Source organism: Pseudomonas sp. MF09156, from assembly GCF_059862305.1.
The window spans coordinates 664,079-680,324 of sequence record NZ_JCBCUR010000002.1 but is presented as its reverse complement, the minus strand read 5'-3'; the positions used below and the strand labels follow the sequence as shown (position 1 = coordinate 680,324).

Sequence of the window (16,246 nt, the reverse complement as noted above, 5' to 3'; positions counted from 1 at the left end):
TCCCCGCTTTACCTCCCCCCGCAATGCCCGTCTACACTCGAAATATTCCCCGTGCCATAACGAGACCGTTATGCCCAGACTGCCGACCGTGCTACTGCTGTCGCTGCTGACCTGGACCGCAACGGCTGGCGCGTTGACTCTCACTGATGAAGAGCATGGCTGGTTGGCGGACCACCCGGAGTTGCGCCTGGGCGTTGACGCATCGTGGCCGCCATTTGAATATCGCGACGAAGAAGGCCGCTATCAGGGCCTGGCCGCTGACTATGTACGACTGATCCAGGAACGCCTGGGCATCAAGGTCAGGTTGATCGAGCCTGCCAACTGGAACGCCCTGCTGGAGCAGGCCAAGAACAATCAGCTCGACCTGTTACCGGGCATCATGTCCACCCCGGAGCGCCAGGGTTTCCTGGCATTTTCCAGGCCTTACCTCGACTTCCCCATCGTCATTCTTGCCCACGAAGGCGGCGCCCAGCCCCGTTCCCTCAAGGACCTGTATGGACTGAAGATCGCCGTGGTGGAGAACTATGCCCCCCACGAATTGCTGCGCACCCACCACCCCGACCTGAACCTGGTGGCGATGCCCAACGTCAGCTCGACCTTGCAGGCCCTGGCCACCGATGAGGTGGACGCCGTCGTCGGCGACCTGGCCTCCAGTGTGTGGAGCCTGCGCCAGCTTAAGCTCGACGGTTTGTACGTTAGTGGCGAAACGCCTTATCGCTACCAACTGGCAATGGGCGTACCCCGCGAGAACAAAATGTTGATCGGCATCCTCGACAAGGTGCTCGCCGACCTCAGCCCCAGCGAAATCAACGAAATCCAGGAACACTGGGTCGGAAATGTCATTGATCACCGAGCCTTCTGGACCGATCTGCTGCTCTACGGCCTACCTGCCGTGCTGCTGTTGAGTACCGTGCTGGCCATCGTGATTCGGATCAATCGCCGGCTCAGCTCGGAAATTTCCCGCAGGGTGGCCCTGGAACAGGAGCTGCGCAGCAGCGAGTACCATTACCGGGGATTGGTGGAAAGCCTGTCAGCCATCGCGTGGGAAGCAGACATCAGCGATTTCACCTACAGCTACGTGTCGCCCCATGCCGAGGAGTTGCTGGGCTATCCACGGGCGCACTGGCTGATCCCCGGCTTCTGGCGCAACATCATCCACCCTGCCGACCTGACCCGTGCCGACAGCTTCTGCCAGCGGGAAACCCGCGCCAACCGCGACCACAGCATTGACTACCGGGTGATCACCGCCGATGGCCGTTGCTTGTGGGTCAGGGACATTGTCAGCCTGATCAAGCATGGGCATGAGCCGGTCATGCGCGGCCTGATGATCGATATCAGCGAGGCCAAGCGCACCGAGGAAGCGCTGCAGCTTTCGCAGGAGAAGTTCGCCTCGGTGTTCCAGCAATGTCCGGACATACTGGTGATCGCCCGCCTGTCCGATGGCTGCCTGCTGGAGGTCAACAAGGCATTCGAGGACCAGATTGGCCTGAGCGCCGCAGACGTGGTCGGTAAAACCGCCACCGAGCTGAACATCTGGGGCATCCAGGGTGTAGGCCCCAACCTGCTCAAGCGGGTGCAGACCACCAGCATCCGCAACCTGGAGATGCCGTTCCTGCGCAGCAATGGCCAGGCGTTCACCGGGCTGATCTCTGCCGAACCCTTCCAGCTCGATGCGACCGAAGCGTTGGTGGTGGTAGTGCGGGACATCACCCAACTGAAGGAAACCCAGCAACTGCTGCAGACTTCCGAAGAAAAGTTCGCCAAGGCCTTTCACGCCTCGCCCGACGGCTTACTGCTGACGCGCCAGCACGACGGCCTGCTGCTGGAGGTCAATGAAGGCTTTAGCCGCATCACCGGCTTCAACAGTGCGATGTCCCTGGACCAATCGACCCTGGACCTGGGCATCTGGGTGGACTTGAACGAGCGCAAGCACATGCTCGATCTGCTACAACGCGACGGCCTGGTGCGCGACTTCGTCTGCCATATCCGGCGCAATGATGGCCAGATTCGCCTGTGCGAGGTATCCAGTCGCCCGCTGCCCATTGGGGATGACGACTGCATGCTGACCATCGCCCGCGACATTACCGAACGTCAGTTGATGCAGGAAAAACTGCAACAGGCCGCGACAGTTTTCGAAAGCACTGCCGAAGGCGTGTTGATCACCGATACCCGGCAGAACATCAGCGCGGTCAACCGCGCCTTCAGCGAAATCACCGGCTACAGCGAAGCCGAAGCCCTCGGTCATACCCCGCGCCTGCTCGCTTCCGGCCTGCACGACAGCGCGTTCTACGCCGCCATGTGGCATCAACTGACGGCCAACGGCCACTGGCAAGGCGAAATCTCCAACCGGCGCAAGAACGGCGAGCTGTATCCCAGCTGGCTGACGATCAACGCCGTGCGCAACCTCGAGCAGTCAATCACCCACTTCGTGGCAGTATTTGCCGACATCTCCAGCCTCAAGCACGCCCAGGCGCGGCTCGACTACCAGGCGCACCACGACCCGCTCACCGGCCTGCCCAACCGCACGCTGTTTGAAAATCGCCTGCAAACCGCCCTCAACAACCAACAGGAAACCGGCAGCCAGGGCGCGGTGCTGTTTCTCGACCTCGACCGCTTCAAACACATCAACGACAGCCTCGGCCACCCGATTGGCGACCTGCTGCTCAAGGACATCGCGGTGCGCCTCAAGGAACAACTGCGCGATATCGACACCGTAGCGCGCCTGGGCGGTGACGAATTCATTATCCTGCTGCCCGGCCTGCAACAAGCCAGCGACGCCCAGCACCTGGCCAATAAACTGCTGGCCTGCTTCACCCTGCCCTTCCAGGCGGGCGAGCACGAGTTCTTTATCAGCGCCAGCATCGGCACCAGTTTCTATCCGCAGGATGGGATCGACGTCGCCACCTTGGTAAAAAACGCCGATGCCGCTATGTACCGCTCCAAGGCCAAGGGCCGCAATCGGGTTGAACGCTACACCCAGGACCTCACCGCCCAGGCCAATGAGCGCGTCGCCCTCGAACACGAACTGCGCCGGGCCATAGAGCGCGATGAGCTGTTTCTGTACTACCAACCAAAGCTGAGCCTGGACACCCAACAACTGATCGGCGCCGAAGCCCTGATCCGCTGGCGCCATCCCACCTTTGGCGACGTACCTCCCGAACACTTCATCGCCCTGGCCGAAGAGAACGGCATGATCCTGCAAATCGGCGACTGGGTCCTGGAGCAGGCTTGCCGGCAACTGCATCAGTGGCGCAAGTGCTACGACGACTTCGGCCCCCTCTCCGTCAACCTCGCCGGGGCCCAACTGCGCCACCCCAACCTGTTAGGGCGCATCGAGCAACTGCTGCGCGACAACCGCCTGGAACCGGATTGCCTGCAACTGGAGATCACCGAAAACTTCATCATGAGCCAGGCCGAAGAAGCCCTGGAAGTACTGCATAAACTCAAGCACCTGGGCGTACAACTGGCCATCGACGACTTCGGCACGGGCTATTCATCCTTGAGCTACCTCAAGCGCCTGCCCCTGGACTTCCTGAAAATCGACCAGTCCTTCGTCCGCGGCCTACCGGACGATCCCCACGACGCCGCCATCGTGCGCGCCATCATCGCCCTGGGCCACAGCATGCAATTCACCATCATCGCCGAAGGCGTGGAAACCCCCGCCCAGCAAGCCTTCCTCGCCGACGAAGGCTGCGAACAAATGCAAGGCTACATCGTCAGCCTGCCTCTGCCTCCCGACATCTTCGCCGCGACCTTCCTTCACATGACCCATTCGGATTTTTCGGATAGCACAGTGGAGAAACCATCGTTATAATCCGCGACCTACTGAGGGCCTATAGCTCAGTTGGTTAGAGCAGGGGACTCATAATCCCTTGGTCGTAGGTTCGAGTCCTACTGGGCCCACCAAATTGAAAGCCGCGCACTGCGCGGCTTTTTTTGTTTCTGGAGGCTGGAAATCCAAGAGGCTGGCCGCTAACTCTCAGGGCCTACATTCAGCGCGCAGGGCATACAAACCGCCAAGCCATGGAGAGGCCTGACTACTGGGACACACCAACATATTCGTCCCTCCACTTTGCGAAGTCGGAGCGAGTCTTATAAATAACGTCATCAACTATATAAGCCCCTCTGGCAACTTCGCCAGGAAAATCAATAATAAACGCAAACCTTAAGCTATAGCTTTCTGACGGTTGATGGCGATATCTCTCTTCTTCAGAAAGATCCTTAATGTACATTTTATTTTCACCAGGTCGTTTTTTTGAAAACGATTCCCAGTCGATGGCAACTCCATCTGGATTAATTATTCGATACCTTTCTGGCTGACTATCAACATTCCACACAATAAACGCACCATTCGGACCGTCAGCAACATTGCGAACAATACCAATCACACCTGGCTTCAAAATATTATTGTTTGCCCTATTCTTCGGCTCCAGCAGTGTAGTCCTATGACCATCAATAAAAACCTCAACCAATGCTTTAGTACTCATGACGGACTCCATCAATTAGACTTTTAAACTTGAGTCTAAAATGCACCTACCGCCCCAACAACTGTGAAAACTAACAGGGCGCAATAACTATTTTGAATATTTTCCATAACCCTCAGGAATTACGACTTTGAATATTCCTGGTGCACTCGCCGCTGAATAATTTCCGGTGTAGCGCACGCGCAGGACTCGAAGATCTTTTTTGATCCAGTCGGCCAACGCGTTAACGAATGCTCCCCCCGTGAAATACGAGCCTGTAACATGCCCCAACCGCCACCCGCATCGGAGCCGCACTTGTCCATCCCCCGCCCGCCCCTCCTCGATGAAATCGACCGCCAACTAATCGCCGCCTTGCAGCTCAACGCCCGCGAAAGCGTGGCGATGCTCGCCCGGCAATTGGGAATTGCCCGTACCACCGTGACCTCGCGCCTGGCGCGCCTGGAAAAGACCCAGGTGATTACCGGCTATGGCGTGCGCCTTGGCCAGCGTGTGGTGGATGGAGGGTTGCAGGCGTATGTGGGGATCACGGTGCAACCGCGTTCAGGCAAGGAAGTGCTGCGTCGGCTCAGCGCCATGGCCCAGGTCCAGCAGTTGTGTGCGGTCAGTGGCGAGTTTGATTATGTGGCCTGGCTGCGCACCGATTCGCCGGAGCAACTTGATCAACTGCTGGACCAGATCGGCAGTGTCGATGGGGTAGAAAAGACCACCACCTCGATCATCCTCAGCAACAAATTGGATCGCGGGCAGCCAATCTGACCGCCATTTTCGTCACTTCGACTAAAAACAATCCAAAACGACGACACTTTGCGTCTTATTAACGAGCGCTACGCTCCCTAGAATGGCTGCCATCTTTTCCTATACTCCACGGGTCGTGCCCCGTGCAGTTGCCAGCAAGGTCAGCCATGAACGCCACTAACAAGAACAATCGCCACCCTGCAGACGGTAAAAAACCCATCACCATCTTTGGCCCGGACTTCCCGTTCGCCTTCGATGACTGGATCGAACACCCGGCTGGCTTGGGCAGTATTCCTGCCGCCCACCATGGCGCCGAAGTGGCGATTGTCGGTGCGGGTATCGCCGGGCTGGTGGCCGCCTACGAGCTGATGAAGCTGGGCCTCAAGCCGGTGGTGTACGAGGCCTCGAAAATGGGTGGGCGCCTGCGGTCCCAGGCGTTTGAAGGGGCCGAAGGCATCATCGCCGAACTGGGTGGCATGCGTTTCCCGGTGTCCTCGACGGCGTTCTACCACTATGTGGATAAGCTGGGCCTGGAGACCAAGCCCTTCCCCAACCCGTTGACACCGGCCTCCGGCAGCACCGTGATCGACCTGGAAGGCCAGACCCATTACGCACAGAAACTCGCCGACCTTCCTGCGCTGTTCCAGGAAGTGGCTGACGCCTGGGCCGATGCATTGGAAGCCGGTTCGCAGTTCAGCGATATCCAGCAGGCCATCCGCGACCGCGATGTGCCACGCCTCAAAGCGCTGTGGAATACCCTGGTGCCGCTGTGGGACGACCGCACGTTCTACGATTTCGTCGCCACTTCCAAGGCGTTCGCCAAGCTGTCGTTCCATCACCGCGAAGTGTTCGGCCAGGTCGGTTTTGGCACCGGTGGCTGGGACTCGGACTTCCCCAACTCGATGCTGGAAATATTCCGCGTGGTGATGACCAACTGCGACGATCACCAGCACCTGGTGGTCGGTGGCGTGGCGCAGGTGCCCATGGGGATCTGGCGCCATGTGCCAGAGCGTTGCGCCCACTGGCCAGCCGGCACCAGCCTCAGTTCCCTGCACCACGGCGCGCCGCGGGCCGGGGTCAAGCGCATTGCCCATGCCGCCGACGGTCGCTTCGCGGTGACCGACAATTATGGCGACACCCGGGAATACGCCGCCGTGCTGACCACCTGCCAGAGCTGGCTGCTGACCACCCAGATCGAATGCGACGAAAGCCTGTTCTCGCAAAAAATGTGGATGGCCCTGGACCGCACGCGCTATATGCAGTCGTCGAAAACCTTCGTCATGGTCGACCGGCCTTTCTGGAAGGACAAAGACCCGGAAACCGGCCGCGACCTGATGAGCATGACCCTCACCGACCGCTTGACCCGCGGCACCTACCTGTTCGACAACGGCGACGACAAGCCGGGGGTCATTTGCCTGTCTTACTCGTGGATGAGCGACGCCCTGAAAATGCTGCCGCAGCCCATTGATAAACGGGTCAAGCTGGCCCTCGATGCGCTGAAAAAGATCTACCCGAAAGTCGATATCAAGGCGCGCATCATTGGCGACCCGATCACCGTTTCCTGGGAGGCCGACCCGCATTTCCTCGGTGCTTTCAAGGGCGCGTTGCCGGGCCACTATCGCTATAACCAGCGCATGTACGCGCACTTCATGCAAAAGGATATGCCGGCCGAGCAGCGCGGGATTTTCATCGCCGGCGACGACGTATCCTGGACCCCAGCCTGGGTCGAAGGCGCAGTGCAAACCTCGTTGAACGCGGTTTGGGGCATCATGACCCACTTCGGTGGCAGTACCCACCCGCAAAACCCGGGGCCTGGGGATGTGTTCGATGAGATCGGCCCCATCGCCCTGGCCGAATAAGGAGTCAAGCCATGCGTGTCGCCCTGTACCAATGCCCGCCATTGCCACTGGATGTAGCCGGCAATCTCAAGCGCCTGCACCACGTTGCCCATGAAGCGGGCGATGCAGACCTGTTGGTGCTGCCGGAAATGTTCCTCACCGGCTACAACATTGGTGCTGAAGCGGTGGGCGCGCTGGCCGAGACGCAGGATGGACCGGCAGCGCAAACCATTGCCGAACTGGCGCGCAATGCGGGCCTGGCGATTCTTTATGGCTACCCGGAGCGGGCCGAGGACGGGCAGATCTACAACTCCGTGCAACTGATCGACGCCACTGGCCAGCGCCGGTGCAACTACCGCAAGACGCACCTGTTCGGCGATCTCGATCACTCGATGTTCAGCGCCGGCGGCGACGAGTTCCCTATCGTCGAGTTGAACGGCTGGAAGCTGGGATTCCTCATCTGTTACGACCTGGAATTCCCGGAAAACACCCGGCGCCTGGCCCTGGCCGGTGCCGAGTTGATCCTGGTACCGACGGCCAACATGGTGCCCTTCGACTTCGTCGCGGACGTCACCGTGCGGGCACGGGCCTTTGAAAACCAGTGCTATGTGGCCTACGCCAACTACTGTGGGCATGAAGACCAGATCCAGTATTGCGGGCAAAGCAGCATCGCCGCGCCGAATGGCCAGCGTGTCGCCCAGGCCGGCCTGGATGAAGCGTTGATCGTCGCCACCCTCGACCATCAGTTGATACGTGACGCACAAGCGGCCAATCACTACCTCGCAGACCGGCGCCCCGAGCTTTATGCCGCGCTGCACAAGCACTGACCACTGCGCTTTGCGCTAGCATAGGCACTTCCTACGTTCTGGAAGTGCTCATGCCTGTGCCGGCCCACCCTCATCACCTGCAACTGACCCTGGCCAATGGCCTGCGCGTTTCCCTGCGTCACGCCCCACGTCTCAAGCGCTGTGCCGCGGCCCTGCGGGTAGCGGCCGGCAGCCATGATGTGCCGTTGGCCTGGCCGGGGCTGGCGCACTTTCTGGAGCACCTGCTGTTTCTCGGCACCGAGGCTTTTCCTACGCCTGACGGTTTGATGGCCTACGTGCAGCGCCACGGTGGGCAGGTCAACGCCAGCACCCGCGAACGCACCACCGACTTCTTCTTCGAAGTGCCCACCCCAGTGTTTGGCGGCGCGCTGCAGCGTCTGGTGGATATGCTCGCTCACCCCGGCCTGGCGATGGACGATCAGTTGCGCGAGCGTGAGGTGTTACAGGCAGAGTTTGTCGCCTGGGCCCAGGATGCCGAGGCACAGCATCAAGTGGCGATCTTCGAAGGCCTCGCTGCCGCGCATCCACTGCGGGGTTTCCATGCGGGCAATCGCGACAGCCTGCCGGTGCCACACGAGGACTTCCAACAAGGTTTGCTGGGGTTTTATCAAGACTTCTATCACACAGGACAAATGACCCTGAGCCTTGCCGGACCGCAATCGCTTGAGGAGCTGCAAGCCTTGGCCCAGCACTTTGGCGATCGCCTGCGCGCTGGCCCGCTGCGCCCGCAGCAGGCACCGCCGGCGTTGATGGACAGCGATAAACAGCGCTATCAATACCTGGATAAACAGCATCTGCACCACCTCATCGCCTGCAACGCGCCCCGCGAAGCCTTGGACTTCCTCTGCACCTGGCTGAATGCGCAGGCACCTGGTGGTTTGCTGGCCGAGTTGAAAACCCGTGGCTGGGTAAGCGCGCTGCACGCCAGGGTGCCGTACCAGTTCGCCGGGCAGGCGCTGCTGGATATCGAGTTCACCCTGGGGCCCAAGGGTTCACAACAAGTCCCGGCAATCGAAGCACTATTGAACGACTGGTTGAGCTTTTTCGCCCACAGCGACTGGGCTGCGCTGCGCGAAGAATATGCCCGGCTGATCGACCGCCAACAGCAAATCAGTGGCGCCTTGGGCCTGGCCCGTCAGGACAGTGAGAACCTTCAAGCTCAGTTGTCCGAGCCGCACTGCCAAGCCCTCAAGGCCATGCTGATTGCACTGCAACCGTCGCCCGCGCAACAGGCCTGGCAGCTCCCGCCAGGCAACCCATTCCTGCAACGGTCACCCCAGGAACACCGCCCCGGGCTGATTCGCGGGCAGACCAGCGCCCATCGGGGCTTGCGCACCTTCGCCCAGGATCGCTCCCGTGGCCGGCGCGAGCTGCCAGGCCTGTCGTTCAGCCAAGCATTGCCGGCCGATAGCGACGAAGGCGCCCTCTACCTGCGCTGGCAACTGGATTCGCCCGCCCATGGCTTGGGCAACAGCCTGCAAACACTGCAAACCAACGCCCGTCAGGCCGGGGTGCAAGTGTCCTGGGAAGCCGTAGGCAATGACTGGCTGCTGAAAATGAGCGGGCTGCATGAACCCATGCCCGCTATCGTCGAGCAACTGGCACGCGACCTGACCCAGCCTGACGCCGACCTTTGGCAGGACGCACTCGCCAGGCCGGCGCCGCAGATGGCCATTCGCGAGCTGCTCAAGGCATTGCCGGCCTGCTTTGCCGACATCGCTGACGTCACCGCGCCACCTGACCGTTGGGCCACCGCCCGCTGGCAAGGCCTGGGCATGGGCCTGCCGGCTGCATGCGAAATGGCCATCAACAATGCGGCGGCACGCCTCCCCGGGCACTGTGCCGACAGTGAGCACAAAGCCCAGCCCATCAACGGCCCGCATCGCTGGCACACCGTCGCAACCGATGGCGACGAAGCCGCCTTGCTGCTGTTTTGCCCGACACCCAGCCAGTCCCTCGCCGACGAGGCCGACTGGCGGTTGCTCGCTCACCTGGCGCAAACCCCGTTTTACCAACGCCTACGTGTCGAGTTGCAAGTGGGCTACGCGGTATTCAGTGGCATCCGACAGTTCAATGGGCAAACCGGCCTGCTGTTTGGCGTGCAGTCACCCAGTGTCGCGCTTGCGGGCCTGTTCGAGCACATCCAGGTCTTTCTCAAGCAACTGCCAGCGTTGATCGGTGGGAGTAACGACTTGGGCAACACCACCCTGGCCCAGCAGTTCTCGCCACAAACACTGCCCACCGCCCAAGCCGCGGAGTTGCTCTGGCAGGCGCATTTGGCGGGGCGTGGCGCGGACTATCTTGAGCAACTGCAACAGATGATCCAGGCGCGCAACCGGCAGAACCTGGTGGATGCGGCGCAGCGACTCGAGCAAGCCGCCGGCGGCTGGCACTGCCTGGCCAATGGTGCGGCGGTGAGCGATGACTGGCAGATATGATTCTGATCGTTGCCGATGCTGCAACAGGCTTTTTCCACCAAGACAGCGCTAGCTTGACGAGAAATGAGTAATATTCCGCCACGCATCTGAACATCTCCGCTTGGAGGTGGACTATATGTATTACTTGGTAGTAAACGTCCCATCCCTTCGTAGGAGTATGAATATGACCTGGTCCAAACCTGCTTACACTGATCTGCGTATCGGTTTTGAAGTCACCATGTACTTCGCCAGCCGCTGAGTGCTTTTGTATTGCAATGCAACGCCTCGGCTCGCCGGGGCGTTTTTATTTTGGTCTTGTGTGAAGGAGCGGCGATGTTTGTCCAGATTCTAGGTTCGGCGGCCGGTGGCGGTTTCCCGCAGTGGAACTGCAACTGTGTGAACTGCGCCGGCTTTCGCGACGGCAGCCTGCGGGCCCAGGCACGAACCCAATCGTCCATCGCCCTGTCCGACGATGGCGTGAACTGGGTGTTATGCAACGCCTCGCCGGATATCCGCGCGCAACTGCAAGGTTTTGCGCCGATGCAACCGGGCCGAGCACTGCGCGATACCGGGATCAGCGCAATCATCTTGATGGACAGCCAGATCGACCACACCACCGGCCTGCTCAGCTTGCGCGAAGGCTGCCCGCACCAGGTGTGGTGCACCGACATGGTCCACGAAGACCTGAGCACCGGATTCCCGCTGTTCACCATGTTGACTCACTGGAATGGCGGCCTCGATTGGCAGCGCATCGAGCTGGATGCCAGCTTCACTATTCCCGCCTGCCCCAACCTGCGCTTCACCCCGCTGCCTCTGCGCAGTGCCGCGCCGCCCTACTCGCCCCATCGGTTCGACCCGCACCCCGGTGACAATATCGGCCTGATCGTCGAAGACCTGCGCACCGGCGGCAAACTGTTCTACGCCCCCGGCCTGGGCAAGGTAGACGCGCCGCTCTTGGAGATCATGGCCGGCAGCGACTGCCTGTTGGTGGATGGCACGATGTGGGATGACGATGAAATGCAGCGCCGTGGTGTCGGCACCCGTACCGGCCGCGAAATGGGCCACCTGGCACAAAACGGCCCCGGCGGCATGCTGGAGGTACTGGAGCAACTGCCCAAGCAGCGCAAGGTGCTTATCCACATCAACAACACCAACCCGATCCTCGACGAAGACTCTGCCGAGCGAGCCGAGTTGGCGCGGCGCAATGTAGAAGTAGCCTACGACGGCATGAGCATTGAACTGTAGGAGAGCCCCAATGACCGATACACCGCTGAACCCCGCCGACTTTGAACAGGCCTTGCGGGCCAAGGGCGCCTTCTACCATATCCATCACCCCTACCATGTGGCGATGTATGAAGGCCGGGCCACCCGCGAGCAGATCCAGGGCTGGGTCGCCAACCGGTTCTACTACCAGGTGAACATTCCGCTGAAAGACGCCGCGATCCTGGCCAACTGCCCGGACCGGGAAATCCGCCGCGAATGGATCCAGCGCCTGCTCGACCATGATGGCGCCCCCGGCGAAGACGGCGGTATCGAAGCCTGGCTGCGCCTGGGCCAGGCCGTGGGCCTGGACCCGGATCAACTGCGCTCCCAGGAACTGGTGCTGCCCGGCGTGCGGTTTGCCGTCGATGCCTACGTCAATTTCGCCCGCCGGGCCAGTTGGCAGGAAGCCGCCAGCAGCTCGCTGACCGAGCTGTTCGCCCCGCAGATCCACCAGTCGCGCCTCGACAGCTGGCCCCAGCATTACCCATGGATCGACCCTGCCGGCTACGAGTATTTCCGCACCCGCCTGGGCCAGGCCCGACGTGATGTCGAGCATGGGCTGGCGATCACGCTTGCGCACTACACCACCCGCGCCGGCCAGGAGCGGATGCTGGAGATTCTCCAGTTCAAACTGGACATCCTTTGGAGCATGCTCGATGCCATGAGCATGGCCTACGAACTGAACCGCCCGCCTTATCACAGCGTGACCGCGCAGCGGGTCTGGCATAAAGGGATCACCCTATGAGTTTTGACCGCAGCAAAAAGCCGACGTGGCGCCAGGGCTATCGCTACCAGTACGAGCCGGCGCAGAAAGGCCATGTGTTGCTGTACCCCGAAGGCATGATCAAGCTCAACGACAGTGCTGCGTTGATTGGTGGCTTGATCGACGGTGAGCGCAGCGTGGCAGCGATCATTGGCGAGCTGGAGCAGCAATTCCCCGGCGTGCCCGAACTCGGTGAAGACATCGAGCAATTCATGGAGGTCGCACGTGCAGAGCACTGGATCGAACTTGCCTGAAAAGCCCGAGATTGGCCTGCCGCTATGGTTGCTCGCCGAGCTGACCTATCGCTGCCCGCTGCAGTGCCCGTATTGCTCCAACCCGCTGGACTTCGCCGAACAAGGCAAGGAGTTGAGCACCGAACAGTGGATCAAGGTGTTTCGCGAGGCCCGGGAGATGGGTGCGGCACAGCTGGGGTTTTCCGGCGGTGAGCCGCTGGTGCGCCAGGATCTTGCCGAACTGATCGGCGAAGCCCGCAAGCTGGGGTTCTATACCAACCTGATCACCTCCGGCATCGGCCTGACCGAGCAGAAGATCAGCGACTTCAAAAAGGCTGGCCTGGACCATATCCAGATCAGTTTCCAGGCCAGCGACGAGCAGGTGAACAACCTGCTGGCCGGCTCCAAAAAGGCCTTCGCACAGAAGCTGGAAATGGCCCGGGCGGTCAAAGCCCATGGCTATCCGATGGTGCTGAACTTCGTCACTCATCGACACAATATCGACAAGATCGACCGCATCATCGAACTGTGTATTGCCCTTGAGGCGGACTTTGTCGAGCTCGCCACCTGCCAGTTCTATGGCTGGGCCCAGCTTAACCGCGTCGGCTTGCTACCGACCCAGGCACAACTGACCCGCGCCGAACGCATCACCAACGAATACCGCGCCAAGCTGCAAGCCGAAGGTCACCCCTGCAAGCTGATCTTTGTCACGCCGGACTACTACGAGGAACGCCCGAAGGCCTGTATGAATGGCTGGGGGAGTATCTTTCTGACAGTCACACCAGACGGCACCGCCCTACCTTGTCACGGCGCCCGACAGATGCCGGTGCAGTTTCCCAATGTGCGCGACCACAGCATGCAGCACATCTGGTACGACTCATTTGGTTTCAACCGCTTTCGCGGCTACGACTGGATGCCCGAGCCGTGCCGCTCGTGCGACGAGAAGGAAAAGGACTTCGGCGGCTGCCGCTGCCAGGCCTTCATGCTGACTGGCGACGCCAGCAACGCCGACCCGGTATGCAGCAAATCCGCCGATCACGGGATCATCCTCAATGCCCGACTCGAAGCCGAGCACGCCACGCAGACTATCGAGCAACTGGCTTTTCGCAATGAGCGAAACTCCCGGCTGATCGCAAAAGGCTGAAGGTTTCAGCGCTTGGCGATGATGTATACCGCGTGAATGATGCCCGGGAAGTAACCGCACAAGGTCAGCAGGATATTCAGCCAGAACGCGCCGGCGAAGCCCACTTGCAGGAACACACCCAATGGCGGCAACAGGATGGCGATGATGATACGAATGATATCCATGGGTTCAGCTCCGAAAAATCGGCTCGTGTGAGCCGTACAGCTAATCGACCCTGGCCGCGCGTGAGGGTTCAGTGGAATCTGGCACCGGGCCATCCTCCTCAGGCGAGGATCTCCAACCCGTGCTTTTGCACGATGCTCAGCAACTTGAGCGCCATGCCGCTGGGCTGCTTCTCGCCGGATTCCCATTGCTTGATTGTCGACGCACTGGTGTTCAGGTAACGGGCGAACACCGGTTGGCTGACATGACTGCGCTCGCGCAGTTGCTTGATCTGGTCGGCAGGTATCTGCGCCGGCACAGGCGCAATGCACATCTCATCAAACTCACGAAGGGTGGTCTTGCTGATGGCGCCGATCGAATGCAGCGCGCTGGCCGATTGGTGGATGGACTCCAGTGCTTCACTTTCATATTTTTTGCTCATGATGTATCTCCACAAACTCCCTGAGATCCAGTAACTGCTGGATCTGTATTTCGTTTAAGCCCTCATAGGCCTTTGCCAATGCCCTAAACCCAGCCAATTCCTTGAGGCTGATATTGCTCTGGTCTTGTTTGGCGAACAGAAACTGATAAACCCAGTAATGCCTGCCCTTCGCCAGGACGATCGAACGATGACGGTTGTGATTGAGGCGTTTCTTCCAAACTCCGCCGCCCAAATTATCCGCCTGCCCCCTGAGCATTTGGCCAAATGCCTCGCCCAATTCCATATCACCGATCCAGGCTTTGCGGGCAACCTCAGCAAAATGCCGGCTTTTGAACAGCCTGAGTTTCATAGGCATCCATTCCTCACAAACATACCACCCAGTGGTATAGATTAGAAAGAGCGCATACAAAAATCCTTGCGCCCTACCGGCACTCCCTGCCGGTGCCCGCTAAAAGCCATTTATTTCGATGAGGCTCAAGCCTCCTTTTCAATCCAAAAATTACACACAAAAAAACGCCCCCAACCAAAAAAATCAGGCTGGAGGCGCCGCGTATAACGCGAGACGGTTCAGGAATAAAGGTTAAACAGCAATGCCCTTGCGGCACTGCAGTTGGGTGGTATGCACACGGGAAAAAGCGCGGGCCAGACGCAGCAGCATTTCGTCAATATTGCTCTTGCTCACCGTCAGCGCCGGGGTAAAGCGCAGGCAGTCGGGTTGGGGGGCATTGAGGATAAGACCTTCATACAGTGCCGCCTTTACCACCGCATCTGCCGAATCATCTGACAAGCCCAGGCCCAACAAAAGGCCCTGGCCCCGCAGTTCGCCCTGGCCATAGCGGTGGGCAAGGCGCGCCAGGCCTTCGCCCAGGTATTGGCCGGTATCACGCACGTGTTCGAGGAAGCCGTGACCCAGCACGCTATCGAGCACGGCGACGCCGGCAGCGGCCATCAGGGCATTGCCGTGATGGGTACCTTCCAGCTCGCCCAGCTCAAAGCAGCAGGCCTTGCCGCGAGCCAGCAACGCCGCCAATGGCACTCCGCCGCCCAGGCCTTTGCCCAGGGTGACGATATCGGCGCGCACGCCGTAGTGTTGTTCGGCCAGCAAGGTGGCGCAACGGCCCATGCCGGTCTGCACTTCGTCGAGGATCAGCAGGATGCCCAGCTCCCGGCACAGCCGCTCCACGCCCTTGAGGTAATGCTCGGTGGCCGGAATGACGCCGGCGTCGCTCTGGATCGGCTCCAGCATGATCGCCACAGTGTGCGCATCGACTGCGGCATGCAGGGCTGGCAGGTCGTTGAACGGTACGTGGCAGAAGCCCGGCAGTTGCGGCTCGAAACGATTGTCGCCAGAGGCCGCCAGTGTAGACAGGCTGCGACCATGACAAGCGTTGCTGGCAGTGATGATGCGATAGGCGCCACTGCGATGCAGTTGGCCCCATTTGCGCGCCAACTTGATGGCCGCCTCGCAGGCTTCCGCACCGCTGTTGAGCAGGTAGGCCTGGTCGCTGCCGGTGCTGTGGCACAGGCGGTCCACCAGGTTCAGTTGGCTGCGGTTGTGCAGGCCGCTGCCAGGGTTGATCAGCGCCTGCGCCTGGTCGGCCAACGCGCGCACCAATACCGAAGGGCTGTGGCCAAGGCTGTTGGCAGCACCGCCTTGGGTAAAGTCCAGGTAGGCACGGTCTTCACTGTCCCATAGCCAGGATCCCTGGCCGCGTACGAAAACCTGTGGTGGACGGGCCACGGTGGGCATCAATGATTGGCTGGAAAGCTCATCACGCAGCATCGGGGTTTTCGCGTCCAGTAACAGATCATCCAGGCTCGGTGCCGGGCGTCGCAGGTTGAACAGGTTCATGCCTGCACACCCCGCAGGTTGTTGGCAACCCTGGATTGGCGCAAGCCCGTCACGTCGTTTTTTGCCTTGCCTATGTAAACACCATCGCTGTAAACGGTATTCATCTC

The 16,246-nt window shown here is 60.3% G+C and carries 15 protein-coding genes and 1 tRNA gene; 11 read left to right on the top strand and 5 right to left on the bottom strand.

Annotated features, from left to right (window positions below):
* The first annotated feature begins 70 nt into the window (after window positions 1-70).
* Window positions 71-3,814 carry an EAL domain-containing protein gene (locus AC19YY_RS08920; RefSeq protein ID WP_500604076.1) on the top strand — a complete coding sequence of 1,248 codons (3,744 nt, stop codon included), beginning with the start codon at window positions 71-73 and terminating at the stop codon, window positions 3,812-3,814.
* A gap of 15 nt (window positions 3,815-3,829) precedes the next feature.
* Window positions 3,830-3,906, top strand: a tRNA-Ile gene (locus tag AC19YY_RS08915).
* Window positions 3,907-4,037: 131 nt separating this feature from the next.
* Here the strand turns inward: AC19YY_RS08915 and AC19YY_RS08910 are convergent.
* Complete coding sequence (locus AC19YY_RS08910; RefSeq protein ID WP_169953788.1) at window positions 4,038-4,487, bottom strand: hypothetical protein; 450 nt, start codon at window positions 4,485-4,487, stop codon at window positions 4,038-4,040.
* A gap of 258 nt (window positions 4,488-4,745) precedes the next feature.
* Between AC19YY_RS08910 and AC19YY_RS08905 the strand changes: the two genes are divergently transcribed.
* From AC19YY_RS08905 to pqqE, 9 genes are all read left to right on the top strand, one after another.
* Window positions 4,746-5,240 (top strand): Lrp/AsnC family transcriptional regulator, encoded by a 495-nt coding sequence (locus AC19YY_RS08905; protein ID WP_169901683.1) that lies wholly within the window; start codon window positions 4,746-4,748, stop codon window positions 5,238-5,240.
* A gap of 146 nt (window positions 5,241-5,386) precedes the next feature.
* Window positions 5,387-7,078 carry a flavin monoamine oxidase family protein gene (locus AC19YY_RS08900; protein ID WP_169953786.1) on the top strand — a complete coding sequence of 564 codons (1,692 nt, stop codon included), beginning with the start codon at window positions 5,387-5,389 and terminating at the stop codon, window positions 7,076-7,078.
* An 11-nt stretch (window positions 7,079-7,089) separates the two neighbouring features.
* Window positions 7,090-7,884: a carbon-nitrogen hydrolase family protein gene (locus AC19YY_RS08895; RefSeq protein ID WP_172313560.1), complete on the top strand. Its 795-nt coding sequence runs from the start codon at window positions 7,090-7,092 to the stop codon at window positions 7,882-7,884.
* A gap of 50 nt (window positions 7,885-7,934) precedes the next feature.
* A complete protein-coding gene (gene pqqF, locus AC19YY_RS08890; protein WP_500604075.1) occupies window positions 7,935-10,322 on the top strand; it encodes a pyrroloquinoline quinone biosynthesis protein PqqF in 2,388 nt (795 codons plus the stop codon).
* A 163-nt stretch (window positions 10,323-10,485) separates the two neighbouring features.
* Window positions 10,486-10,560 (top strand): pyrroloquinoline quinone precursor peptide PqqA, encoded by a 75-nt coding sequence (gene pqqA / locus AC19YY_RS08885; protein ID WP_003194766.1) that lies wholly within the window; start codon window positions 10,486-10,488, stop codon window positions 10,558-10,560.
* 74 nt (window positions 10,561-10,634) lie between these two features.
* A complete protein-coding gene (gene pqqB / locus AC19YY_RS08880) occupies window positions 10,635-11,546 on the top strand; it encodes a pyrroloquinoline quinone biosynthesis protein PqqB (RefSeq protein ID WP_169953780.1) in 912 nt (303 codons plus the stop codon).
* A 10-nt stretch (window positions 11,547-11,556) separates the two neighbouring features.
* A complete protein-coding gene (pqqC, locus tag AC19YY_RS08875) occupies window positions 11,557-12,309 on the top strand; it encodes a pyrroloquinoline-quinone synthase PqqC (protein ID WP_169953778.1) in 753 nt (250 codons plus the stop codon).
* Entirely contained in the window at window positions 12,306-12,581 is a 276-nt protein-coding gene (pqqD, locus tag AC19YY_RS08870; RefSeq protein WP_032858571.1) for a pyrroloquinoline quinone biosynthesis peptide chaperone PqqD, read from the top strand. The genes pqqC and pqqD overlap by 4 nt, the downstream gene beginning before the upstream one ends.
* Window positions 12,574-13,704 carry a pyrroloquinoline quinone biosynthesis protein PqqE gene (gene pqqE / locus AC19YY_RS08865; protein ID WP_178121186.1) on the top strand — a complete coding sequence of 377 codons (1,131 nt, stop codon included), beginning with the start codon at window positions 12,574-12,576 and terminating at the stop codon, window positions 13,702-13,704. The genes pqqD and pqqE overlap by 8 nt, the downstream gene beginning before the upstream one ends.
* 5 nt (window positions 13,705-13,709) lie before the next feature.
* Here pqqE and AC19YY_RS08860 read toward each other — a convergent pair whose 3' ends face one another.
* From AC19YY_RS08860 to AC19YY_RS08845, 4 genes are all read right to left on the bottom strand, one after another.
* On the bottom strand, window positions 13,710-13,868 hold the full coding sequence (locus AC19YY_RS08860) for a YqaE/Pmp3 family membrane protein (protein ID WP_010207008.1): 159 nt from the start codon (window positions 13,866-13,868) through the stop codon (window positions 13,710-13,712).
* 98 nt (window positions 13,869-13,966) lie between these two features.
* Window positions 13,967-14,287, bottom strand: coding sequence for a helix-turn-helix domain-containing protein (locus AC19YY_RS08855; RefSeq protein ID WP_170042213.1), 321 nt, complete (start codon window positions 14,285-14,287; stop codon window positions 13,967-13,969).
* Window positions 14,271-14,636, bottom strand: coding sequence for a type II toxin-antitoxin system RelE/ParE family toxin (locus AC19YY_RS08850; protein WP_500604074.1), 366 nt, complete (start codon window positions 14,634-14,636; stop codon window positions 14,271-14,273). Before AC19YY_RS08850 ends, AC19YY_RS08855 begins: the two co-directional genes overlap by 17 nt.
* Before the next feature lie 231 nt (window positions 14,637-14,867).
* Window positions 14,868-16,139, bottom strand: a complete 1,272-nt coding sequence (locus AC19YY_RS08845) for an aspartate aminotransferase family protein (protein WP_169953769.1) — start codon at window positions 16,137-16,139, stop codon at window positions 14,868-14,870.
* Between the last annotated feature and the right edge of the window lie 107 nt (window positions 16,140-16,246).